We start from the raw sequence: 22,768 nt of genomic DNA on the forward strand, positions 1-22,768 counted from the left end.
CACGATGCAGCGGCCTCGGGACCTCGGTGTCCCGGGGCCGCTTCGTCGCTGCACACCCTTTCCTCCACAACGCCCCGTCATCCACACTGCCGGTGAGGACCCGACGAACGGACGGCCCTGCTGACTACGGTCGCCGCATGGACACCATCTGGGGATGCGACACCGTGCACATGGACGAGATCGCGGAGAAGCTCGTCGAGAAGGCGGAGCAGCTGATCGAGCTCTTCCGACTCCTGCGCAGCGCCTCCGACGCCGCCGAGTGGATCGGGCCGGATGCCGAGGCGCACCGGGCACGGACAGGCGCCGTGGCCACGGAGGGCACCGACCTGTGCGGGATCCTGCGAGAGCTCTCACGACAGCTGGACGAAGAGTCTTCCCAGCAGACGACAGCCTCCCAGGCCGACACCGGCACCAATCCCCTCGTCGCGGTGCGCGCGGACATCACCGACCTGCTGCCCGTCCCGCTCCGGGACAAAGTCGCGGGGGCGAATCCCTTCGCCGGGGGCGGATCCGGCGACGAGCCCGCCACCACCTCGAGGTGGGGCCTGCCCCTCAGCCCGGAATTCAGTCCGTTCCCCGAGGTCGACCCGGGTTTCCGTGCCCCCTTGCCAGAGAAGCCGAGCTGGTTCCCCGAAATCACGTTCCCTGACGGTATGCCTGGCATCGGCGGACCGTTCGCCTCCCAGGATCCGTTCGGTCGGCACGACCTGCCCGAGGGCGAGGAGTACGACCTCTCGCAGGATGCCCTCGACAACGGCACGACGGTGCGGCAGGAGGTGCTCGGCCATGTCCCCGGAGCCTCTGAGGCTCAGCAGCTGATGGGACTGCACGATCTGAAGGGGAGGTTCCTGGACGGCGCCGAGGAGACGCTCGTGGAGCACGGCTACGAGTCCCTCGTCCCCGCCGTGGACCTCGCACGGGTCGGTCAGTCGGGGACCTCTCTCCTGATCGGCGAGAACTCCACGATCGGGCAGGCAGCGGACGGGCTGGACATGATGGTGGCCAATGCCGGGCAGACGACCGTCGAGGTGAGCGACGCCGTGGGCAACGGCGACCTCGATGCCGCCATCCGAGCCGGCGAGCGCGGCATCTACCGCAACTTCGAGGGACTCGGGACCATCGCGACGGCCTCACCGCTGTGGGAGCTCCCCGACGTCGGCGGCGACATGGCAGGCCATGCGGCCGATGCGATCGAGCCGTTCAGCCCGGCCGCCGCGGAACCGCTCCGCTCGGTGGAGGCCTCCGCGCACGACCTCGGAGACCAGGTCACCGGGGTCAAGGACGGACTGTTGGACTCCGAGCGCTGGTACGACGCCCGCCGCAGCGCCGCCCCTCTCCCGTGGGACCCGAAGTGATCCGTAACGGTTCGGGCTCTGCGCCGCTGCTGGTGGTGCCCCGAGCGGCAGGTTCTCTCGGCGACAGGGAGCCCCCGGCGACAGGAAGCCCCCGGCAGCAGGGCCCCCGGCGGCGGGGAGGTGATCTCCTCTCCCCGCCGCCGAGGGGCTGCGCCGTCCGGGCCGTCGGTACCTGAGATCAGTCGGCAGATGCCGGTCGCTCAGCGTCGGGTTCCGCCGTCCCGGGATCCTCGGAGTCAGCGGCATCCGTGTCCTGGAGGACCTGCAGCGTGAGGCCGGGACCGTCCTCGCGAGCAGCCACCGAGACCGTCTGCCCATCGTGCACCTCGCCCTTGAGGATGAGTCGCGCGAGGCCGTCGCCGATCTCCTTCTGGACCAACCGCTTCAGCGGTCGGGCCCCGTACATCGGATCGAAGCCTTCGGCCGCCAGCCACCGTGTCGCCGTCTCGTCCACCGTCAGTTCGATCCGACGGTCCTCGAGGCGGGCGGCGACCTCCGCGATCTGCAGGGTGACGATGCGGGAGAGCTGCTCGCGGTCGAGGGCGTCGAACATGACCACATCGTCCAGGCGGTTGAGGAACTCGGGCTTGAAGGAGGCCCGCACCACCTGCATCACCCGCTCGTGCTTGTCCCTCTCCTCGAGCGTCTGGTCCTGGAGCACATGCGCGCCGAGGTTCGAGGTGAGGATGAGGATCGTGGAGCGGAAGTCGACCGTACGGCCCTGCCCATCGGTGAGGCGCCCGTCATCGAGCACCTGCAGGAGCACGTCGAACACGTCAGGGTGCGCCTTCTCGATCTCATCGAGCAGCACCACCGAGTACGGCCTGCGCCGCACGGCCTCCGTGAGCTGGCCGCCCTCGTCGTAGCCCACATATCCCGGAGGAGCACCCACCAGCCGCGAGACGGTGTGCTTCTCCCCGTACTCCGACATGTCGATGCGCACCATCGCCCGCTCGTCGTCGAAGAGGAAGTCGGCGAGAGCCTTGGCGAGCTCGGTCTTGCCCACACCCGTGGGGCCCAGGAACAGGAACGACCCCGTCGGCCGGTTCGGGTCGGCGATCCCGGCCCTCGAACGGCGCACGGCATCGGAGACCTCCGCGACCGCGCTCTTCTGCCCGATCAGTCGCTGACCGATCAGGTCCTCCATCTCCAGCAGCTTCTGGCTCTCCGCCTGCAGCAGGCGGCCGGCGGGGATCCCGGTCCAGCTGCCCACCACATCGGCGATGTCGTCGGGCCCGACATGGTCCGAGACCAGCGGACGATCACCCTCGACCCCTCCGGCCGCCTCGTTCTCCTCGGCGTCCACCAGCTGCATCTTCAGCTCGGGGATGTCGCCGTAGAGGATCTTGGACGCCGCGGTGAGGTCACCCTCCCGCTGGGCCCGATCAGCCTGCATGCGCAGCGACTCGAGCCGGGCCTTCAGATCACCGACCAGGTTCAGGCCGGCCTTCTCCCGCTCCCAGCGCGCCGAGAGCGCCGTCATCTGCTCAGAGCGATCCGCGAGCTGGGACCGCACCGACTCGAGCTGGGCGATGCTGCCCGGATCCTCGCTGCCGGCCAGAGCCAGCTCCTCCATCTTCAGGCGGTCCACCTGGCGATGCAGGATGTCCAGCTGCTCCGGGGAGGAGTCCAGCTCCATGCGCTGGCGGGACGCGGCTTCGTCGACCAGGTCGATCGCCTTGTCGGGCAGCTGCCGGCCGGAGATGTAACGCGAGGACAGCGTCGCGGCGGCCACCAGCGCAGCGTCCGTGATGGACACCTTGTGGTGCGCCTCGTACTTGTCCTTGAGCCCGCGCAGGATCGTGATGGTGTCCTCGACACTGGGCTCTCCGACGTAGACCTGCTGGAACCTGCGCTCGAGCGCAGGATCCTTCTCGATGTTCTCGCGGTACTCGTCCAGCGTGGTCGCACCGACCATCCGCAGCTCTCCCCGGGCGAGCATCGGCTTGAGCATATTTCCCGCGTCCATCGAGCCGTCGCCGCTGCCCCCGGCGCCGACGACGGTGTGGAGCTCATCGATGAAGGTGATGACCTGGCCGTTGCTGGTGCGGATCTCGTCGAGCACCGCCTTCATCCGCTCCTCGAACTCACCGCGGTACTTCGACCCCGCGACCATCGAGGAGAGGTCCAGCGAGATCAGGCGCTTGCCGCGCAGCGAATCGGGGACGTCCCCGGCGACGATGCGCTGGGCGAGCCCCTCGACGACGGAGGTCTTGCCGACACCGGGCTCACCGATCAGCACGGGGTTGTTCTTGGTGCGGCGCGAGAGCACCTGCACCACGCGGCGGATCTCGGCGTCGCGGCCGATCACCGGGTCCAGCCGGCCCTCCTCGGCCTGCTCGGTGAGGTCCACGCCGAACTTCTCGAGGCTCTTGAAGGTGCCCTCGGGGTTCTGGGAGTCCATCTGGTTCATGCGCTCATCTCCTGGAGTCAGTCGGGATACGGCATCGCGAAGGGCCACCGGCGTCGCGCCGACGGCGGAGAGCAGCCGGGAGGCCGCGTCCTTGCCGAGCGCGATGCCGATCATCAGGTGCTCGGTGGACAGATAGGTCCGGTGCTGGGCATCGGCCTCGCGGCGCGCCGCATCCAGGGCGTCGAAGCCGGTGCCGACGAAGGTGGGCGATCCCGAGGCACCGCTGCCGCTGACCTGCGGGAGCCCCAGCACGGCCTGCTCGGCGCGCCGAGCGACGTCCTGGGGGTCAGCGCCGACCTCGGTGAGCACGGCACGCCCGATGCCGTCCTGCTGGGTCGCCAGCACCCACAGGAGGTGCATGGAGCTGATCTGGGGGTTGCCGAGCTGGACGGCCTTCTCGGCGGCCGCGGTGACGGCCTCCTGCGATCGGGTGGTGAACTGGAACTCCACGGTGCTCCTTCCCTGGGTCTGTACGGTGCCTCGAGGGGTGCAACGACCTCAGAGTTGAGTCTATTCCGCTCAACCCTGATGACTCTCGTCGTCCGGGACGAGGAGGACATCGCCGGTTGTCCACAACCGTCCCCCGGGCGGGCCCCGGTCCGGGATCATGGTCTCCGACACCTGTAGCATCGCACCCGTTACGGGGTGTGCCGCGTGTGGGGGAACAGACGCGATCTGCGCACCCTGTCCGCCATCAGCTCCCAGTCTCTGCAGCCGAAACCGAGGACCTCATGACCCAGCCCCCGAACCCGCCGCAGGACGGTCAGTTCATGCCCAACGGACGCCCTCGTCCCGGCGCGACCTCCACCGCTTCCGGCGCGCCGGCCTTCCAGTCCCAGCCGCGCTTCGTCGATTACGGCAATCCGCGCTCCCTGGACACCTCCATGCGACCGGCCTCCGGCCTCACCGCAGCCCGCTTCGCGCCGGCCCAGATCCAGCGACCTGATCAGGCTCAGCCGCAGTCCGCCTGGTCCACCCAGATGCGTCGGGTGCAGGAGGTGTCGCAGCACGCCACCAAGGTCCCGGCCGTCAGCCTCCTGGTCTGGCTCGTCGTCGTGGTCCTGGGCATCGCCCTGCTCCTGGTGCTGGGCTACTTCTTCCTGAAGTTCGTCACGGAGTCGAGCGCCAACCCGGTGTGGTGGCCGGTGACGGCCTTCATCGCCCTGTTCTCCCTGCTGGTGATCGCCCTGGTGATGTTCCTGGCGGACCGCTGGGATCCACAGCCCTTCCCCCTGCTGGTCGTCGCCGTGCTGTGGGGTGCGGCGATCGCCGCCTTCGCGAGCTACTGGATCAACACCTTCAACAGCTTCCTGACCTACGTGGTCACCGGCAGCGAGGCCGCGGTCGCCTTCGTGGGCCCGGTGATCAGCGCTCCCCTGGTCGAGGAGACCACCAAGGGCCTGGGACTGCTGCTGCTCATGATCCTGGCGCGCCGGTACTTCAACGGCCCGCTGGACGGCATGATCTACGGCGCGCTCATCGGCGGTGGCTTCGCCTTCACCGAGAACATCCTCTACTACACCCGGGGGCTCGAATCCGACGGCGGATTCGGGGTGCTGATCCTGTTCATCATGCGCGGCGTGCTGAACATCTTCGGCCACGCGATCTACACCTCGGCGACCGGCGTCATCGTCGGCTTCGTGGCACGCAAGTGGGGCACGATCATGGGCTTCCTCGTGTTCATCCCCGCGTTGATACCGGGCATGCTCCTGCACGCGATGTGGAATTTCTCGGCAGGTCTGAACAACTCCCTGCTGTTCATCGTGGCCATGTTCGCCGCAGAAGCGGTGCTGTCCTTCTTCTGGTTGATCTTCATCGGCGTGCTGATCTGGGACGAGTCCCGGCTGACCCGCATCCGCCTGGGCGACTACGCGAACCAGGGCTGGCTCACCCACGAGGAGGTCGACATGCTCGCGACCTGGAAGGGCCGCAGCGAGGGCAAGCGCTGGGCCTCCCAGATCGGGGCGAAGCCCGTGATGAAGAGGTTCATCCGCGAGAGTGCGGACCTCGCGTCGATCCGTCAGCGCCTGCTTGCCGACGGGTCGAACCCGAAGGTGGTCGGCATCGAGGCCCGGCTGCTCAACCGCCTGACGAGCAACCGTCAGGAGCTGCTGTCGCACTCCTCCTGAGCGGTGCGCGGCAGGTTGAGCGGTGCACCGCGAGGTGAACCGTTCACCCGCGGAGTGAGCGGCGCACCGCGGGCGCTTCCTCAGAGCGGTTGCTGCTCGTCCCGTCCCCGCAATCGGTCCAGGGCTCGTCTCTCCCGTTTCGTGGGGCGTCCGGTGCCACGATCACGACGCGGCGGGGCGGCCGCCAGCTGCGGCGGCGGCTCCGGGCTGTGGTCCTCGTAGGCGGTCCGTGCGATCGGTGCCCCGACCCGTTTGACGAGAATCTTCGTGACGATGACGATTTTCTCCCGCCCGGGCGAGCGGATCCTCAGCTCATCCCCCACTGCGATGCGCTGGGCGGCCTTGGTGGGCTCTCCATTGCGGCGCACATGCCCGCCACGGCATGCCGAGGTCGCCGCCGAGCGCGTGGGCATCAGCCGAGCGCTCCACAGCCATACGTCCAGGCGCACGGACTGCGGTCCGACGGACGGTTCTTGCCCGCTCGACGGTGCGCTCATGCGGTGGCGGGTTCCCGCACGAGGGGCCACGGATCCTGGGCCTCGAGCTGCGCCGCCAGCGCGAGCAGGAGGGCGTCCTGACCGGGACGCGTCGCGCCGAGCTGGACCCCGAAAGGCAGCTCCGTCCCGTCGATCTCCTCGCGATGCAACGGCACCGAGATCGCAGCGTTCCCGATCATGTTCCAGGTGCTGGTCCACGGGGTGAAGGCGCATTGGGCGTCGAAGTCCGCCGCTCCGTCGGCCAGCTGCAGATCCTCCGGGTAGGCAGGCGGTCCGGAGAGGGTCGGGGTGAGCACGACGTCGAAGGGGGCGAACTGCTCCCCCGTGCGCCGGGCGATCGACTGCACGCCCTGGAGGGCCCCCGCGAGGTCGACGCCGCTGTACGAGCGTCCGCGCTCCCGCAGCCAGCGGGTGAGCTCCAGGAGCTCGTCCTCCTGCTCGGGGGCGAGCGGGATCGACGCCGCGCCGACGGTCCACAGCGGCATGAACGAGGACCACTCCTGCGGGGTGAACGGTGCGCCGATCGGCGTCGTCTCGTGACCGAGCCCGTGCAGCAGGTCGATCGCACGCTCCAGGCCGCGCAGCGCCGCCGGGTGCACCTCCGTCTCGGCCGCGAGCGGCTCGCGCAGCACGGCGATGCGCAGCGGGCCCGGGGCGCGCCCGGCCGCTTCGCGGTAGCTGTCCGAGCGGGAGGGCCCCGAGAAGAAGTCTCCGGGGCGCGGGCCGGCCAGGAGGTCGAGCCCGGCGGCGACGTCCCGCACGCTGCGGGCCAGCACCCCATCGGTCGCCAGGCCCATCCCCTCGCTCGAGTACGGGCCGGGCGAGACCAGCCCTCGCGTCGGCTTGATGCCCACGACGCCGCAGCACGCGGCCGGGATCCGCACCGAGCCCCCGCCGTCGGAGCCGTGCGCGATCGGCACGATGCCGCTGGCCACCGCGGCGGCGGCCCCACCGCTGGAGCCGCCCGCCGTGCGGCGCACGTCCCAGGGGGTCCGGGCCGGCGCACCGGTCGCGGGTTCGGTGTAGCAGGGCATCCCGAACTCGGGCGTGCTGGTCTTGCCGATGGTCAGGGTGCCGGCGTCGAGGATCTTCTGCGCGACGCCATCGGTGACGCTCGCGATGTTCCCCGCCATCGTGGCGCTGCCTGCTTCGAAGGGCTGGCCGGCGACCTGGGTGAGGTCCTTGATCGGCATCGGCACGCCGAGCAGCGGGAAGCGGCGCGCGAGCTCCTCGAGCTGTCCGGTGCGCCTCGCCTCCGCGAGCTGATCGGACACGGCCCGGGCCTGGTCGCGGGTGAGGTCGTCCAGCACGTGGGCGAAAGCACCGACGACGCCGCCGATGCCGCGGGCCGCGTCGAGGGCTCCCTCGGCCAGCTCTCGCGGGTCGATCTCTCCGTCGCGGATCGCCGTTCCCGTCTCCAGCGCCCCGAGGGCGTCAGCCCCGTGGGACGGGGTCATCGGGCGGCCTCGTTCTCGTCGGCGTCCTCATCGGCGTCCTCGTCGGCGCGATCGCTGCCCGCGTCGTCCGCCGAGCGCCCGTCGTGGCCGAGGTCGGCGCGCACCTGGTCGAGGATCCCGTCGGTCGCTTCCGTGATCTGCTCCCACGCGAGGTCGAAATCGCTCTCATCGCCCCACCAGGGGTCGCGGATGCCGGTGTCGTCGACCGGTTCCGGCGCAAAGTCCCGCACCATGTGCAGTCGGCCGTCGAGAGCGTCGCCGCCGAGGCGCCGCAGCGGGCCGACGTGGTCGTGGTCCAGGGCCAGCACGAGGTCGGCCTCCTCCAGATCCTGTGCGCTCATGTGCCGGGCCCGATGGGCGGAGGGGTCGATGCCGTGGCGGCGCAGGAGCTCGCCGGCCCGCCGGTCGATCGGGTTGCCGACCTCTTCGCGGGTGGTGCCGACCGAGGCGACCTCCACCTCCTCGCCGAGGCCTGCCTGCTGGACGGCCTCGCGCAGGGCATATTCGGCCATCGGCGAGCGGCAGATGTTCCCGGTGCACACGGTGAGAATGCGGTACGTCATCGGTGATCGTCCTCCTGAGGGGTCGAGGAGTCCTCGAGCAGGTCCGAGAACTCGGGATGGCGGTCGATCCAGCCGCGGGCGAACCAGCAGGTCGCGATCACCCAGCAGCCCCGTTCGCGGGCGTCCTCGAGTGCGAATCGCACCAGGGCGGAGCCGACACCGCGGCCGCCGTGATCGGGGGAGACGACGGTGGATCGCAGATCGCGCACGATCCTGGGCCCGTCGGGTCCGTCCGGCCCTGTCGGCTCGTCGCCGTAGGCGAGGACGCCCACCAGCGCGTCACCCACGAGCGCCTCGAAACGGTCTCGGTCGCCATCGTGGACCAGGCGTACCGCGCCTGGTCCGGCGGAGGTCTCATCCATGCAGTTCACGGTACACTGCCGGTCATGCCCGCGCCCCTGATCTGGCACATCACCGAGCTGCCCGCCTGGGAGGCGGCCGCTCGGTCGGGTTCGTACACCCAGGCGACCCGTGGCCGCGACCTGAGCGAGATCGGGTACATCCACGCCTCCTGGCCGGAGCAGGTCTCCGTGGTCGCCAAACGCGTGTACCCCGACCGCCCCGCGAACCTGGTGATCCTCGAGATCGATGTGGGCCAGGTGGAGGCCGCCGGTATCGCGGTGGACATCGAGGCCGACGACGACGGCGAGGGCCGCGGCTACCCCCACATCAAGGGTCCGCTGCCGGTCAGTGCCGTGCTGCGGCTGCGGCGCACCAAGTGGATCGGCCGCGAATTCGTCGTCGTCGCCTGATCGTCGTCGCCTGATCGTCGTCGCCTGTGCGCACGGACCGAGGCCCAGGAGTGCGTGGCATTCCCGGACTCGCGGACGTAGCATCGGGCATGGCCAGATCCTCACCGTCAGCCCGTTACCTCGACATCCACCCGGTCGATCCGCAGCAGCGTCTCATCGACCAGGCCGTCGACGTGCTGAAGGACGGCGGCCTCATCGCCTACCCCACCGACTCCTGCTACGCGCTGGGCTGTTCGCTGGGCGCCGCCGAAGGCCTCGAGCGGATCCGCCGCATCCGCCAGGTCGACAAGAACCATCACTTCACTCTGGTGTGCGCGGACTTCGCGCAGCTCGGCCAGTTCGTCATCGTCTCGAACCCGACGTTCCGCCTGGTGAAGAATGCGACGCCGGGCCCGTACACCTTCATCCTGCCGGCCACCAAGGAGGTGCCCCGACGGATGGCGCACCCCAAGAAGCACACCGTGGGCGTCAGGATCCCGGATCATCGGGTCGCCCACGCCCTGGTGGAGGCGCTCGGGGAGCCGATCGTCTCCTCCACCCTGCTGCTGCCGGGCCAGGAGGATCCGCCCTCGGAGGGCTGGGTCGTGCAGGACCTGCTGGGCGATCAGGTGGACGTGATCATCGATTCCGGTGAGGTGGGCATCGAGCCGACGACCGTCGTGGACCTCTCCGGTGGTGACCTCGAGATCGCCCGGGAGGGCGCCGGGGACATCAGCCGCTTCTGAGGGCCCCGCTCGGGCCTCTCAGGCCGTGGGGCTCGGTGACCCCGTCGTCCGGGACCTCGTGCTGAGCACTCCGGAGAAGATCAGGATGCCCAGGGCATACAGCGGCATCATCCACAGTGCGTAGCGCAGGGTCAGGGCGTCGGCGAGGGCGCCGACGAGCGGCGGGGTCACGAAGAAGCCCAGGCGTGCGAACCAGCCCACGACGGTGATGCCGACGCCGTGCGGGACTCCCGGCATGTCGTCGGCCGCGCGGTAGGCCGCAGGGAACAGGGTGGCGACTCCCCAGCCGGCGGCGGCGAAGCCGATCATCGCCGTGATCGGACTGGTCACCAGCAGGGCGAAGGCCATGCCCACAGCCGCGATCAGCGCCCCGAGCCGGGCGGTGGTGCGGTCCCCCAGCCTGTCCACGACGTAGTCACCGGTGAAACGGCCGATGGTCTGGGCGCCCTGGAGGGCCACGAAGGCCATGCCGGCGACGAACGGGGTGACCGCGAACGTCGAGTCCATGAACAGCGCACCCCAGGTGCTGCCGGCGTCCTCGGTGGACCCGGCGAACACCAGGACCATGCCCAGGGCGCACACCAGCCCCAGTGCCCGCAGGCTCATCCCAGCGATGCGGAAGCCCGTCGGGGCGACGTCGGCGGGGACCTCCGCGCCGGAGGCGGCCGACGGGGCGGCGACCGGGGTGCGCTCGGTGGTGTCGTGCCCGGGGAGCATGAAGCGCAGCGACGACGCGGCCAGGACGCCGAAGACGACGAGGCCGATCAGTCCCTGCATCCACAGCGGCAGCCCGAGCTGGGCGCTCGCCGCGCCCAGCAGCCCGCCGGTGACGGCGCCCAGCGACCACCAGCCGTGATAGCTGTTCATGATCGAGCGCCGGTAGCGTCGCTCGACGCGCATGCCATGGGCGTTCATGGAGATGTCGGTGATGGAATCGGCCGCCATGGCGAACATCAGCGAGCCGGCGAGCCAGAGCCACGAGCCGGAGAGGTAGACGGCCAGATGCGTGGTCGAGGCGATGATCTGGGCGACGACGGCCACCCGCGCCGATCCGAAGCGGGACATCAGGGCCGCGGCCCCGAGCCCTGCGATCAGACCGCCGATCGGACCGATGCCGACGGCGAGCCCGAAGGCCGTCTTCGTGAGCCCGATGCTCTCCACGAGCTCCGGGTACCGGGGCACGATCGCGCAGAACGACGCCCCGTTGAGGAAGAAGAGCAGAGAGACCGCCCATCGGGCCCGACGGGCGTCGACGGGCAGGGAGGGGGACGCCGCGGCGCGCGACGAGGAGTGAACGTTCACGAGACGACATTGTCCGGGAGTCTCCCGCAGAAGCCAACCCGGTCGGCGTCGGACCGTCGGCCGACTACGTGGCCGGAGCCCACGTACGCTGGCGGCATGTCGATACATATCGGTGCCTCGCCCGACCAGATCGCCCCCTACGTCCTGATGCCCGGTGACCCCTACCGTGCCCGCTGGATCGCCGAGACCTTCCTCGAGGATCCTGTCCAGTACAACGATGTGCGCGGGATGCTCGGGTACACCGGCACCTACGCCGGCGTCCGCATCTCCGCCCAGGGCTCCGGCATGGGCCAGCCCTCGATGGCCATCTACGCCCAGGAGCTCTTCAGCGACTACGACGTCCAGGCCATCGTGCGGGTGGGCACCTGCGGCGGGCTCTCGGAGAAGGTCTCGGTGCGCGACGTGATCCTCGGGACGGCCGCGTCGACGGACTCCGCGATGAACGTGCCGCGGTTCCGACAGGTCTCCTACGCCCCGGCCGCAGATTTCGAGCTGCTGAGGATCGCGGCGGACGTCGCCGAGGAGAAGATGCTGCCGGTGGTCGCCGGCGGGCTGTACTCCGCGGACCAGTTCTACAACCCCGACCCCACCATCACCGCGACGCTCGCGGAGTACGGTGTGCTCGGCGTGGAGATGGAAGCCGCCGCCCTCTATACGCTCGCCGCGCAGTTCTCCCGCCGGGCGCTCGCGGTCTGCACCGTCTCCGACCATCTCGTGACGGGCGAGGAGACCAGCTCGCAGGAGCGCCAAGAGACCTTCGAGGACATGATCGTCGTGGCGCTGGAGTCGATCGTCCGGCTCGACAGCACCCACCGGATCTGACACCCATCGGATCCGACCCCCACCGGATCCGTCCCGGTCGTCGGCTCCGTCAGGCTGCGGCTCCGTCAGGCTGCGGCTCCGTCAGGCTGCGGCTCCGTCAGGCTGGGGCTCGACCCGCCGGACGGCGTCCTCGCCGCCGGGCCGGTCGCAGAACACTCGTGCCCGGCCGCCATGAGGCGCCGGGCACGAGGAATGCGTCGAGGAGCTGGGCTCAGGTGAGGAAGCGCGGCACCAGGTCGAAGGTGCCGAACAGGGCGACCAGGCACATGCCCAGGCCCACCACGAAGGTGACCGTGGTGAACAGGCTCATCACGTAGAGGCCCGCGGCGAACAGCACGAACAGCACGACGAACAGCACGATGCTGAGCACCAGGTTGTTACCCGTCGAGGTCTGGTTGCTCTCGGTACGCTCTGCCTGCTCGGCCATGACGTCGGCCTCGGCGGCGTGCTGGTTGTTCATGGTGGTTCTTCCTCCGTGTCACCTGTGTGCTCCGCGCGGCCCGGAGGCGCGTACGGTCACGGCCATCTTAGACCAGAGCAGGCTCCGGTGCCGACGCGGCGCGATGCTCGATCGCCGTGAGCAGGCTCTCGAAGATGGCGGCGCCGTCCGTCCCGTCGATCTCGGGGTGCCACTGCACGGCGAGGACGCTGGATCCGGACGCGGCCTCGACCGCGAGCGGGAGCCCGCTGTCGTGGCGGGCCACGATCCGGAGGTCCCCGGCGACATCACGCACACCCTGGTGGTGGAAGGCGGTGACCTCCGCGCGGGTGCCCAGGGCCACTGCCAGGTCGCTGGCGGCGTCGATGCCGACCTCGACCCGGGTGGGCTGCTCCCCGGTGACGGGATGGGCCGGGACGTCGAGGGGCAGATGCCGGTGCAGCTCGCCGCCCTCGGCGATGACGATGATCTGCAGGCCGCGGCAGATGCCCAGGACGGGGACGTCCGCGCGGCGGGCCGCACGGTACAGGGCGGTCTCGAAGGCGTCGCGCTCCGGATCGGGCGTCATGTCGGTGGCCAGTGCGTCCTCGCCCCAGGCGGCGGGGTCGAGGTCGGTGCCGCCGGTGAGTACGAGGCCGTCGAGCTCAGCGATCTCCTCGTCGCTCCACGCATCCTGCGGGGCGATGATCACGGGTCGGGCTCCGGCCTCGCGGAGGGCACGCACGTAGTGCTCGGTGACGACCACGGCGTCATGGCCCGCCCAGGCGCCGGACATCATGGCCCGGGTCCCTGCGGTCACGCCGATGAGCGGGCGGCGGGTGGTGCGCTGCGCCATGATGTAGTCCTTTCCGCGGAGATCCGAGCCGCCGGGTCGGCGACATGCACAGTTCATCGCGGGGACGTTGTCCCGGGCGACTTATGTGGCCGAATGTGACGGGGACGGGGTCATCGGTGCGGGTATGGGGTCAGTGCCGGGCCAGCGCAGGTTCAGCGTCGGGTCCGCGCCGGCGGCCGGAGCTGCCGGAGCTGCTGGTGCTGCTCGATCGCGGCGAGGTAGTGGCCGCGCAGCTGCTCGGCGAGCACGGGCCAGGTGCGCTGATGCACCGAGTCCAGGGCCGCTCGCCCGAAGGCCAGGCGCTTGGCGTCGTCGAAGAGCAGATCGCCGGCGTGCTCGCGCAGCTCGTCGAGCATGCCCGGGGTGTAGAGCCACCCGGTGCGGCTGGGCGCGATGAGATCCACCGGCCCGCCGCGACGGGGCGCGATCACGGGCAGCCCCGATGCCATGGCCTCCTGGATGGTCTGTCCGAAGGTCTCCAGCTCCCCCGGGTGGATGAACAGGTCGGCGTTCGCGAGGTGGGCGGCGAGATCAGTGCCGGTGCGGAAGCCGGCGAACGCGGCGCGGGGCATGTCCCGGCGCAGGGTGTCACGGTCCGGGCCGTCGCCGACGATCAGCAGCCGCACCCCGGGCATGTCGTGGATGACCTTCAGGTCCCCGACCTGCTTCTCCGGCGCGAGACGGCCCACGTACACCACGAGCTTCTCCCCCGGCCTCGCGTACTTCTGCCGCAGCGAGTCGCTGCGCATGGTGGGCGAGAACTGGGAGGTGTCCACGCCGCGCCTCCACAGGTGCACCCGGTCGATCCCGTGCTCGACCAGCTGGTCCCGGGTCGCGGTGGAGGGCGCCAGCGTGAGCGTGGCGCGGTTGTGGACGTCCTTGAGCAGCTGCCAGGAGGCGTTCTCGAGGAACGGCATCCCGTAGCGGGCGGTGTAGCCCGGGATGTCCGTCTGGTAGACGGCGACCGTCGGCACCCCGGCTCTCTGCGCGGCGACCACGGCGCGACCTCCCAGGATCGTGGGTGAGGCGAGGTGGATGACGTCGGGCTGGAAGTCCTCGATGCGTCGGCGCAGGGACGCGGCGCTGGTGGCGGCGATCCGCACCGCGGAGTAGCCGGGCAGCGGCGCCGACGCGACGCGGCGCACCCGGATCCTCCGCCCACCGGCGGTGCGGAGGAATCTGTCGACCCCTGGCCACTTCGGGGCGATGATCCCGAGATCATCGCCGACAGAGGCGAAATGATCGACGACGCGGAGCACCGAATTGGTGACACCGTTCATGTGCGGCAGGAAGGACTCGGTCACGACAAGGATCCTCACGAGCTCGATGCTCCTCCGCCCGAGCAGAATCCGCCCCACGGGCGCGTGGCCTCTGCGCGACGTCCACATGAACAGACGACAGAGCATCCCGCCCCGGCCTCGGACTGCACCCCGGATGCCGCACCCCGAACGCCGAACATCGCACGCCGGACGCAGCCCTGTCTCCCAGGGCACGGATCACGTGTCAGAGGCGGCGGGAGGCGATCTCCGCGCCCTGGGCGAGCGACTCGAGCTTCGCCCAGGCGATCTGCGGGTGGATGCGCCCGCCGAGTCCGCAGTCGGTGGAGCCGATGACCCGCTCGGGGCCGACGAGCTTCGCGAAGCGCTCCAGGCGCTGCGCGACCAGCTCGGGGTGCTCGACGACGTTGGTGGCGTGGGAGACGATCCCGGGCACGAGCACCTTGTCCGCGGGGAGCTCGAGGTCCTGCCACACGGTCCACTCGTGCTCGTGGCGCACGTTGGCGGCCTCGAAGCTGTAGTACTTCGCGTCGATCTCCAGCAGCAGCGGGGCGATGTGCCGGAACTCGATGTCCGTGGTGTGCGGACCGTGCCAGGAGCCCCAGCACAGATGGAAGCGGGTCTGCTCCGTAGGCACGTTCACCAGCGCACGGTTCACGGCGTCGACCCGCTTGCGGGTGAAGACGAGGTAGTCCTCGACCGACGGCTCGGGGTTGATCTGGTCCCAGTTCTCGGCGATCGAGGGGTCGTCGATCTGCACGGTGAGCCCGGCGGCGGCGATCGCCTCGTACTCGGGGCGCATCACCTCGACCCACGCGTCCAGGAAGGCGTCCTCGTCCCCGTAGTGGTCATCGTTGATACGGCTGCCGGAGCCCGGGGAGAGGGAGTTGAGGAAGCCGTGCTCGTAACCTGCCGCCTGCAGCGCCGCCTGGATGTTCGTCGTGTCCTGCGCGACCAGCTCGCGGCCGACGTCGGAGAACGAGACCGGGCCGGTCGCGGCGGGGAACGTGGTCTGGGCGCCGACGGTGATGCCGGAGGTGGGGTCCTGGTAGGCGTCGGCGAAGATCGTCCAGTCGCGTCGGTCCGGGAAGGTCGTCAGGCGCACGTCCCCGGGGCTCGAGCGCACGGGCTCGCTGGAGAAATGATCGCTGCCGGTCAGCTCCAGGCCGCTGACCCGGTCGAAGATGTAGGACCACCAGGAGCCGTAGTTCACGGCCGAACCCATCAGGTGCCCGTACTCCCCGTCGTTGGGGATCGAGATGCCGATCGAGCGCTGCTTGGCGACGACGTCGACGACCGCCTGGCGCAGCACCTCACGGAACTCGTCGGTCGGCTCGGGGGTCAGCCCGTCCGCGCCGACGGGGCGGGCGGCGTTGGCCTCGAGCAGCTCGGGGCTGCGGGGTAGGGAACCGGCATGGGTCGTGAGGATCTCGGTCATGGCCACGAGAGTAGAAGACAGGACGCCCCGGTCAGAAACCGGGGCGTCACAGCCGTTCATCGAGCGGCGCGGGCGATCAGCAGCTCACTCGTCGCCACGGGGCCAGGTCGGCACCAGATTGCGATCGCCGAAGGCCTGGTCGATACGGCGCACCGGGGGCCAGTACTTGGACTGGATCCGCATCTGTGCGCTGTCATGGGTGGAGAGGTCCTCCGGGGCGGTCCAGCTGCCGGGGTAGACGGCGACCTCGCGGGAGTAGGGATGGGTCCACTCCCCCGTGGCGATGGACGCCGCGGTGTGCGGGGCGTTCACCAGCGGGTTGTCCTCGGCGGACCACGTGCCGGCCAGCACCTCCTCGCCCTCCTTCGCGATCATCAGCATCGCGTCGACGAAGCGGTCGATCTCGGCGAGGTCCTCGGATTCCGTCGGCTCCACCATGAACGTCCCGGCGACCGGGAAGGACATGGTCGGGGCGTGGAAGCCGTAGTCGACGAGCCGCTTGGCGACGTCGTCCACGGTGATCCCGGTGCGCGCGGTGAAGGGGCGCAGGTCCACGATGCACTCGTGGGCGACCAGCCCGTTCTCGCCGGTGTACAGGATCTCGTAGGACTCCGAGAGGCGGCGAGCCATGTAGTTGGCCGCGAGCACCGCGGAGGCGGTCGCATGGCGCAGCCCGTCGGGCCCCATGAGGCGGATGTAGGTCCAGGTGATCGGCAGGATCGACGGGGAGCCGTACGGAGCCTGCGAGACCGGGGCGCCGCCGTGGACCTGATCCCCGTGGCCGGCCACGGGGTGCTCCGGCTTCTGCATGGCCGGGTGGCCGGGCAGGAACGGTGCCAGGTGGGCGCGAGCCGCGACCGGTCCCACGCCCGGACCGCCGCCGCCGTGGGGGATGCAGAAGGTCTTGTGCAGGTTCAGGTGGGAGACGTCGCCGCCGAACTCGCCGGGCCGGGCGACCTGCAGCAGGGCGTTGAGGTTCGCCCCGTCGACGTAGACCTGCCCGCCGGCGTCGTGCACCAGCTCGCAGACCGTGCGCACCTCCTCCTCGTACACGCCGTGCGTGGAGGGGTAGGTGATCATGATCGCGGCGAGCTCGTCGCCGTGGTCCTTGATCTTCTGCTTGAGGTCATCGAGGTCGATGTTGCCGCGGGAGTCCGAGGCGACGACCACCACGCGCAGGCCGGCGTTGACGGCGCTGGCGGCGTTGGTGCCGTGCGCGGAGCTCGGCACCAGGCACACCTCGCGGCCGCTCTCGCCGCGGGAGGCGTGATAGGCGCGGATCGCGAGCAGTCCGGCGAACTCGCCCTGCGAGCCGGCGTTGGGCTGCAGGGACACGGTGTCGTAGCCGGTGAGGTCGGTCAGCCAGGTCTCCAGCTGGGTGATGAGCTCGAGATAGCCCTCGACGTCCTCGCGCGGGGCGAAGGGGTGGATCGCGTTGAAGCCCGCCCAGGTGACCCCGGCCATCTCGGTCGCGGAGTTGAGCTTCATGGTGCACGAGCCCAGCGGGATCATGCCGCGGTCCAGGGCGAAGTCGCGGTCCGCGAGCCGGCGCAGGTAGCGCATCATCGCGGTCTCGGACCGGAAGGAGGAGAACACCGGGTGCTGGAGGAAGGCGTCCTCGCGCGCCAGCCCTCCCCAGGCTCCGCCCGAGGCGGTCTCGGCCAGCTCCTGGCCGGGGTTCTGGGCGTAGGGCGCGAACACCGCGGCGATCGCCTGCAGGTCGGCCGACGTGATGGTCTCGTCCAGGGAGAGGTGCACGAGGTCGTCGCCCACGGCATGGACCAGGAAGCCTGCCTCCCCCGCGGCCGCGACGATGTCCTGGGCCTGTCCTGTCGCGCGCACCTCGAGGGTGTCGAAGAAGGAGTCCCCGACGAGCTCGAAGCCGCTGGCCACGAGATGGGCGGCGAGGGTCGCGGTGCGATCGGCGACCTGGCGACCGATCCGGGTGAGCCCCTCGGGGCCGTGGTAGACGGCGTACATGGCAGCCATCACGGCGAGCAGCACCTGGGCGGTGGTGATCGAGCTGGTGGCCTTCTCGCGGCGGATGTGCTGCTCGCGGGTCTGCAGCGAGAGCCGGTAGGCGGGGTTGCCCTCGGCGTCGACGGAGACCCCCACGAGCCGACCGGGCAGCTGGCGCTCGAGGCCCTTGCGCACGGCGACGAAGCCCGCGTGGGGGCCGCCGAAGCCGAGCGGGATGCCGAAGCGCTGGGAGCTGCCCACGGTGACGTCGGCCCCGAGGGAGCCCGGCGAGGCGAGCATCGTCAGCGCCAGCAGATCGGCGGAGACGATCGCGACGGCCTTGGTGGACTTCACCTCGGCGATGACGTCCCGGGGATCCCAGATGCGGCCGGAGGCCCCGGGATACTGGATGAAGGCTCCGAAGTAGTCTCCCTCGGGGGCGCCGTCGCGGGCGAAGTCCACCTCGCGCAGCTCGATGCCGAGCCCGTCGGCGCGACCGCGCAGCACGGCCTTCGTGGCGGGCAGCGCGTCGGCGTCCACCAGGAACACGTTCCCGTTGCGCTTGGCGGTGCGGCGGGCGAGCATGAGCGCCTCGGCCGCGGAGCTGGCCTCGTCCAGGGTCGAGGCGTTGGAGACGTCCATCCCGGTGAGGTCGCAGATCATCGTCTGGAAGGTCAGCAGCGCCTCGAGCCGGCCCTGGGAGATCTCCGGCTGGTACGGCGTGTAGGCGGTGTACCAGGCCGGGTTCTCCAGCACGTTGCGCTGGATCACCGCGGGCGTGTGGGTGCCGTGGTAGCCCAGGCCGATCAGGGAGCGCCGCACCGTGTTGCGATCGGCGAGGGCCTGCAGCTCGGCCAGCGCAGCGGTCTCGGTGATCCCCGACGGCACCGCGGAGGCTGCGTCCTGCCCTTCCGGGTCCAGCAGGATCGTGCTGGGCACGGCGGCGGTCAGCATCTCGTCCAAGGTCTCGTAGCCGAGGACCTCGAGCATGCGACGCTGCGCATCGGGATCGGTGCCGACATGGCGGCGGACGAAGGAGTCGTGCGCATGCACGGACGAAGCGGTCATGAAGAGGTGCCCCTGGGGTGTCGCGGTTCTCGGTGGGTGCGTGGGCCCGACGGCCGGGGCGACCGCGCACACGATGCGGCCGCCTCCCGGTCGGTCAGGACTGGGTGAAGGCCGTGTAGTCCTCGGCGCTCAGCAGATCCTCGGGCAGTGCGGCGAAGCTGACCTTGACCAGCCAGCCCTCGTCGAACGGCGAGGAGTTCACGAGCTCCGGGGCATCGACCACGGCCTGGTTGACCTCGGTGACGGTGCCGTCGATCGGGGAGAACAGGTCCGAGACGGACTTGGTGGACTCGATCTCGCCCATCTCGGTGCCGGCAGAGATGTCGGCGCCGGCCTCCGGCAGATCGACGTAGACGACGTCACCGAGCTGCTCGGCCGCGTAGTCGGTCACGCCGACGACGGCCACGCCGTCGGACTCGACGCGGACCCACTCGTGGTCCTTGCTGTAGAGGAGTTCTGCGGTCATGAGAGTGGTCCTTCCGGGAGAGAAAACGGGGATCGAACGGTCAAGCTGGCGAACGGGAATGCTGTGGTGTCAGGCGCGGGAGTAGAACGGCAGGGCGACGACCCGCACCGGGAGGTCCTTGCCGCGCACATCAGCGATCAGCTCAGTGCCCACCTCGGTCACGGTCGGGCGCACGAAGGCCATGGCGATGGGGTGGCCGAGGGTCGGCGAGAGCACCCCGGAGGTGATGGCCCCGACCTCGCGCCCCTCGGTGTCGCGCACCTTCGCGTCGGCGCGGGCGGCTCGTCGGCCCTCGGCGACCAGGCCCACCAGCACGGGGCGATCGGACAGGTCCGCCGCCTCGACGCCTTCGCGGCCGACGAAATCGCCCTTGGACGTCAGGGCCACGACCCGTGCCATGCCCGATTGGGCGGGGTACAGATCCCGGCCGAGCTCGTGGCCGTACAGCGGCATCCCGGCCTCGAGGCGCAGGGTGTCGCGGCAGGCGAGGCCGCACGGGGTGAGGTCCTCGCCGCCGGCGACGGTCAACTGCTCCCACAGGGTTGCGGCCAGCTCGTCGGGGACGTACAGCTCGAAGCCGTCCTCCCCGGTGTACCCGGTGCGGGCGATCAGCAGCTGCTCCCCGTGGTAGGTGCCCTCGGCGAAGCGGTAGTTCTTCATCTCCCGGAGATCCTCGGCGCCGATGCCCTCGACGCCGCTGTCACCGGTGGTCAGGGCGCGCAGCAGGATCTCCTCGCTGGCCGGGCCCTGCACGGCGATCAGGGCGGTGCGGTCCGAGGCGTCGTCGACCACCGTGTCGAAGCCGGCGGCGCGCTCCGTGAGCTCCTGGGCGTCGACCTCCGCGTTGGAGGCGTTGGCGACCACGATGAAGTGGTCCTCGGCCAGGCGGTAGGTGATGACGTCGTCGATCACGCCGCCGTCCTGCGTCAGCAGCAGCGAGTACTTCGCGCGCCCGACGGACATCGCCGACAGCTTCCCGGCGAGCGCATGGTCGAGGGCGTCGGCCGCCTGCGGGCCGCGCAGATGGATCTCGCCCATGTGGCTGAGATCGAAGAGCCCCGCCCGCTCCCGGACCGCCGCGTGCTCGGCGAGATCGGAGTCGTAGCGGACCGGCATGCGCCAGCCCGCGAAATCGGTGAAGGTCGCTCCGAGCGACTCGTGGACCGTCTCCAGCGCGGTGCTGCGCAGAGCCTGCTCGACCATCATGCTCCTTCTCGTCACGGGGCGGGATCGCCGCCCGGCTGCGTCACACGGCACGTGCTCGTGAGCGGACAGGGTGCGTCACCTCGGTGTGCCGCAGAAGTCACCATACCGTTGCGCCCGACGCCTCGTGGCACCCGCGGGCAGGCACCCGCAGACAGATGTGTGGAAACCCTGTGCAGCAGGACGGAACACGGCGGGAGGCAGCACCCGGACCTTGTACGGTGGACCCGTGACGAAGGAAGGCACGAGCGAATGGCCGGTCCGGATCCCCAGCCCACGGCTGATGATCCGCCCGCCGGGCGACGGCGACCGCGAAGCGGTGATCCGTCTGCTCACCGATCCTGTGACCAGGGAGTATCTCGGGGGCGCCGTGGACTATGCGTCACGGCAGGCGCTGGAGCTCTCGCCGTTGGGCCTGACGTGGGGCCGCTGGGCCCTGATCCGTCATGAGGACGAGACGATGATCGGGTCGATCACCCTGGACTACGACCGCGGGGAGCTCGAGCTCTCCTACGCCCTGCTCCCGGAGTGGACCGGGCAGGGATACGCCGCGGAGTCCTGCATCGCTCTGCTCTCCTGGGCGCGCCATGCGCTCGAGGACGATCATGTGATCGCGATCAGCCAGACCCGGAACAAGCGCAGCGTCGCCCTGCTGCGCAAGCTCGGCTTCACCGTGCGCAAGGGGCTCGAGGAGTTCGGCTCGCAGCAGCTGCTGCTCGAGCGCTCCCTCCGGGACCCTCTGCCGGAGCAGGCGCTGAGCCTGCAGACCGAGGCCGATCCGCCACCGCCCACCCGGCGCTGAGCGGCCGACAGGCCATCCTGTCAGCCGCGGGCGACGGGACAGCTCATGCATCGTGGCCCGCCCCGGCCCCGACCCAGCTCGTCCCCGGTGAACTCGAGCACCTCGATGCCCTGGTCCCGCAGGTAGTCGTTGGTCGCGGCGGCCCGTTCGTAGGCGATGACCTTCCCCGGCGCGATCGCCAGCACATTGCACCCGTCATCCCATTGCTCGCGCGCCGCCGCATAGGCGTCCAGGGGCGCGCTCAGCACGCGCAGCGACTCGACGCCGAGCCCGCGCGCGAGCACCTCGTCCATCTCGCCGGCCGCGCGCGCCCGCGACACGAGGCGGTCGCCGTGCCGCTGGATCTCGAAGGTCTCGAGCGTCCCCAACGGCCCGTATCTCAGCATCGACTCCTGGTCGACGACGGTGGTCACGGTGTCCAGGTGCATCATCGACCGCTGGTGCGGGAGCGCGATCGCGATCACCGTGTCCACGGTGCCGGCCTCGAGCAGATCCGCCGCAAGACGCTCGACGCCCACGGCGGTGGTGCGCTCGGACAGCCCCACGGCGAGCACGCGCGGGGACAGCAGCATCACGTCCCCGCCCTCGACGGTGGCCGCGCCGCCCGCACCCGGCCCCAGGATCCGACGCGGCGCAGCGGCCCCGGCGAACGCGGGGTGGTAGCGATAGATCGCCTCGAGGTGCAGGCTCTCGCGCCGTCGGGCCGATCGCCGCATCGGGCTGACCGAGACGACGTCACCGATCCAGGCGGAGGAATCGCGGGTGAAGAGATGGTTGGGCAGAGGATCGAGCACAAGATGCTCCCCCGGCACGTGCTGCAGGGAGATCGACCGGGGCCCGACCCCGAGCCCGCGGAGCTCGGAGACGGTGATCCCGGCGATCATCACGTCGACCAGCTGGGTCGCGGGGAGGTCGGCGATCGCCTCGCGGAGGTCCTGCGCGGCGATGTCGCCCAGCGCTGCGGGATCCAGCGCCCGGTCCAGCAGAGTGGCGCGGACCTCGGACTCCTCGAGCAGGTCGGTCAGCAGCCCGGTCAGCTCGAGCACCTCCACGCCCTCGTCGGCGAGCAGGGTGGTGAACTCGGTGTGCTGCGCCTCCGCCCGGTCGCGCCAGAGCACCTCGTCGAAGAGGAGGTCCTCCCTGCTGTCCGGGGTGAGCCGTTCCAGCTCGGGTCCCGGCCGGTGGACGATCACCCGCCGCAGCGGGGAGATCTCATCGTGGACTCCGTGATGCCGGGGAGGCGTATCGGTCATGCGGACTCTCCTC

General features: G+C 70.4%; 20 protein-coding genes. 6 read left to right on the forward strand and 14 right to left on the reverse strand.

Annotated features, from left to right (window positions below; genetic code table 11):
- Positions 1-137: 137 nt before the first annotated feature.
- A complete protein-coding gene (locus tag ACT3T5_RS14905) occupies positions 138-1,355 on the forward strand; it encodes a hypothetical protein (protein WP_444594763.1) in 1,218 nt (405 codons plus the stop codon).
- Positions 1,356-1,533: 178 nt separating this feature from the next.
- Here the strand turns inward: ACT3T5_RS14905 and ACT3T5_RS14910 are convergent, their stop codons facing one another.
- Positions 1,534-4,218 (reverse strand): ATP-dependent Clp protease ATP-binding subunit, encoded by a 2,685-nt coding sequence (locus ACT3T5_RS14910; protein ID WP_444594764.1) that lies wholly within the window; start codon positions 4,216-4,218, stop codon positions 1,534-1,536.
- A gap of 281 nt (positions 4,219-4,499) precedes the next feature.
- Between ACT3T5_RS14910 and ACT3T5_RS14915 the strand changes: the two genes are divergently transcribed.
- Positions 4,500-5,897, forward strand: coding sequence for a PrsW family intramembrane metalloprotease (locus ACT3T5_RS14915; RefSeq protein ID WP_444594765.1), 1,398 nt, complete (start codon positions 4,500-4,502; stop codon positions 5,895-5,897).
- 80 nt (positions 5,898-5,977) lie between these two features.
- Here the strand turns inward: ACT3T5_RS14915 and ACT3T5_RS14920 are convergent, their stop codons facing one another.
- The 4 genes from ACT3T5_RS14920 to ACT3T5_RS14935 are packed head-to-tail and all read right to left on the reverse strand — an operon-like array spanning position 5,978 to position 8,776.
- Positions 5,978-6,394: an RNA-binding S4 domain-containing protein gene (locus ACT3T5_RS14920; RefSeq protein ID WP_444594766.1), complete on the reverse strand. Its 417-nt coding sequence runs from the start codon at positions 6,392-6,394 to the stop codon at positions 5,978-5,980.
- Positions 6,391-7,851, reverse strand: coding sequence for an amidase (locus ACT3T5_RS14925; RefSeq protein ID WP_444594767.1), 1,461 nt, complete (start codon positions 7,849-7,851; stop codon positions 6,391-6,393). The genes ACT3T5_RS14920 and ACT3T5_RS14925 overlap by 4 nt, the downstream gene beginning before the upstream one ends.
- Positions 7,848-8,414 (reverse strand): low molecular weight protein-tyrosine-phosphatase, encoded by a 567-nt coding sequence (locus ACT3T5_RS14930; protein ID WP_444594768.1) that lies wholly within the window; start codon positions 8,412-8,414, stop codon positions 7,848-7,850. The genes ACT3T5_RS14925 and ACT3T5_RS14930 overlap by 4 nt, the downstream gene beginning before the upstream one ends.
- Positions 8,411-8,776, reverse strand: coding sequence for a GNAT family N-acetyltransferase (locus ACT3T5_RS14935; RefSeq protein ID WP_444594769.1), 366 nt, complete (start codon positions 8,774-8,776; stop codon positions 8,411-8,413). The genes ACT3T5_RS14930 and ACT3T5_RS14935 overlap by 4 nt, the downstream gene beginning before the upstream one ends.
- A 24-nt stretch (positions 8,777-8,800) precedes the next feature.
- On the opposite strand from ACT3T5_RS14935, the gene ACT3T5_RS14940 reads away from it, so the two are divergent.
- Both ACT3T5_RS14940 and ACT3T5_RS14945 read left to right on the forward strand, forming a co-directional pair.
- A complete protein-coding gene (locus tag ACT3T5_RS14940) occupies positions 8,801-9,166 on the forward strand; it encodes a DUF952 domain-containing protein (RefSeq protein ID WP_444579137.1) in 366 nt (121 codons plus the stop codon).
- Positions 9,167-9,255: 89 nt separating this feature from the next.
- Complete coding sequence (locus ACT3T5_RS14945) at positions 9,256-9,891, forward strand: L-threonylcarbamoyladenylate synthase (RefSeq protein ID WP_441462136.1); 636 nt, start codon at positions 9,256-9,258, stop codon at positions 9,889-9,891.
- 18 nt (positions 9,892-9,909) lie between these two features.
- Here the strand turns inward: ACT3T5_RS14945 and ACT3T5_RS14950 are convergent, their stop codons facing one another.
- Positions 9,910-11,193 (reverse strand): MFS transporter, encoded by a 1,284-nt coding sequence (locus ACT3T5_RS14950; protein WP_444594770.1) that lies wholly within the window; start codon positions 11,191-11,193, stop codon positions 9,910-9,912.
- A 96-nt stretch (positions 11,194-11,289) separates the two neighbouring features.
- Between ACT3T5_RS14950 and deoD the strand changes: the two genes are divergently transcribed.
- Entirely contained in the window at positions 11,290-12,015 is a 726-nt protein-coding gene (deoD, locus tag ACT3T5_RS14955) for a purine-nucleoside phosphorylase (protein WP_444594771.1), read from the forward strand.
- Positions 12,016-12,226: 211 nt separating this feature from the next.
- On the opposite strand, the gene ACT3T5_RS14960 is transcribed toward deoD, so the two are convergent.
- From ACT3T5_RS14960 to gcvT, 7 genes are all read right to left on the reverse strand, one after another.
- Entirely contained in the window at positions 12,227-12,475 is a 249-nt protein-coding gene (locus ACT3T5_RS14960) for a hypothetical protein (RefSeq protein WP_444594772.1), read from the reverse strand.
- 67 nt (positions 12,476-12,542) lie between these two features.
- Positions 12,543-13,289: a gamma-glutamyl-gamma-aminobutyrate hydrolase family protein gene (locus ACT3T5_RS14965; RefSeq protein WP_444579132.1), complete on the reverse strand. Its 747-nt coding sequence runs from the start codon at positions 13,287-13,289 to the stop codon at positions 12,543-12,545.
- A gap of 152 nt (positions 13,290-13,441) precedes the next feature.
- On the reverse strand, positions 13,442-14,608 hold the full coding sequence (locus ACT3T5_RS14970; protein WP_444594773.1) for a glycosyltransferase family 4 protein: 1,167 nt from the start codon (positions 14,606-14,608) through the stop codon (positions 13,442-13,444).
- Between the two features lie 184 nt (positions 14,609-14,792).
- Positions 14,793-16,004, reverse strand: coding sequence for a cobalamin-independent methionine synthase II family protein (locus tag ACT3T5_RS14975; protein WP_444594774.1), 1,212 nt, complete (start codon positions 16,002-16,004; stop codon positions 14,793-14,795).
- Positions 16,005-16,088: 84 nt separating this feature from the next.
- Positions 16,089-19,031: an aminomethyl-transferring glycine dehydrogenase gene (gcvP, locus tag ACT3T5_RS14980; protein ID WP_444579129.1), complete on the reverse strand. Its 2,943-nt coding sequence runs from the start codon at positions 19,029-19,031 to the stop codon at positions 16,089-16,091.
- Between the two features lie 94 nt (positions 19,032-19,125).
- The gene (gene gcvH, locus ACT3T5_RS14985) at positions 19,126-19,497 is read right to left on the reverse strand and encodes a glycine cleavage system protein GcvH (RefSeq protein WP_444579128.1); all 372 of its coding nucleotides are present in this window, start codon (positions 19,495-19,497) and stop codon (positions 19,126-19,128) included.
- A 69-nt stretch (positions 19,498-19,566) separates the two neighbouring features.
- On the reverse strand, positions 19,567-20,700 hold the full coding sequence (gene gcvT, locus ACT3T5_RS14990; protein WP_444594798.1) for a glycine cleavage system aminomethyltransferase GcvT: 1,134 nt from the start codon (positions 20,698-20,700) through the stop codon (positions 19,567-19,569).
- A gap of 229 nt (positions 20,701-20,929) precedes the next feature.
- On the opposite strand from gcvT, the gene ACT3T5_RS14995 reads away from it, so the two are divergent.
- The gene (locus tag ACT3T5_RS14995) at positions 20,930-21,502 is read left to right on the forward strand and encodes a GNAT family N-acetyltransferase (RefSeq protein ID WP_444594775.1); all 573 of its coding nucleotides are present in this window, start codon (positions 20,930-20,932) and stop codon (positions 21,500-21,502) included.
- Between the two features lie 20 nt (positions 21,503-21,522).
- Here the strand turns inward: ACT3T5_RS14995 and ACT3T5_RS15000 are convergent, their stop codons facing one another.
- A complete protein-coding gene (locus tag ACT3T5_RS15000; protein WP_444594776.1) occupies positions 21,523-22,755 on the reverse strand; it encodes an arginine deiminase in 1,233 nt (410 codons plus the stop codon).
- Positions 22,756-22,768 lie beyond the last annotated feature (13 nt).

Origin of the sequence: Brachybacterium sp. AOP3-A1-3 (assembly GCF_052378285.1) — a bacterium.
Lineage (GTDB): Bacteria > Actinomycetota > Actinomycetes > Actinomycetales > Dermabacteraceae > Brachybacterium.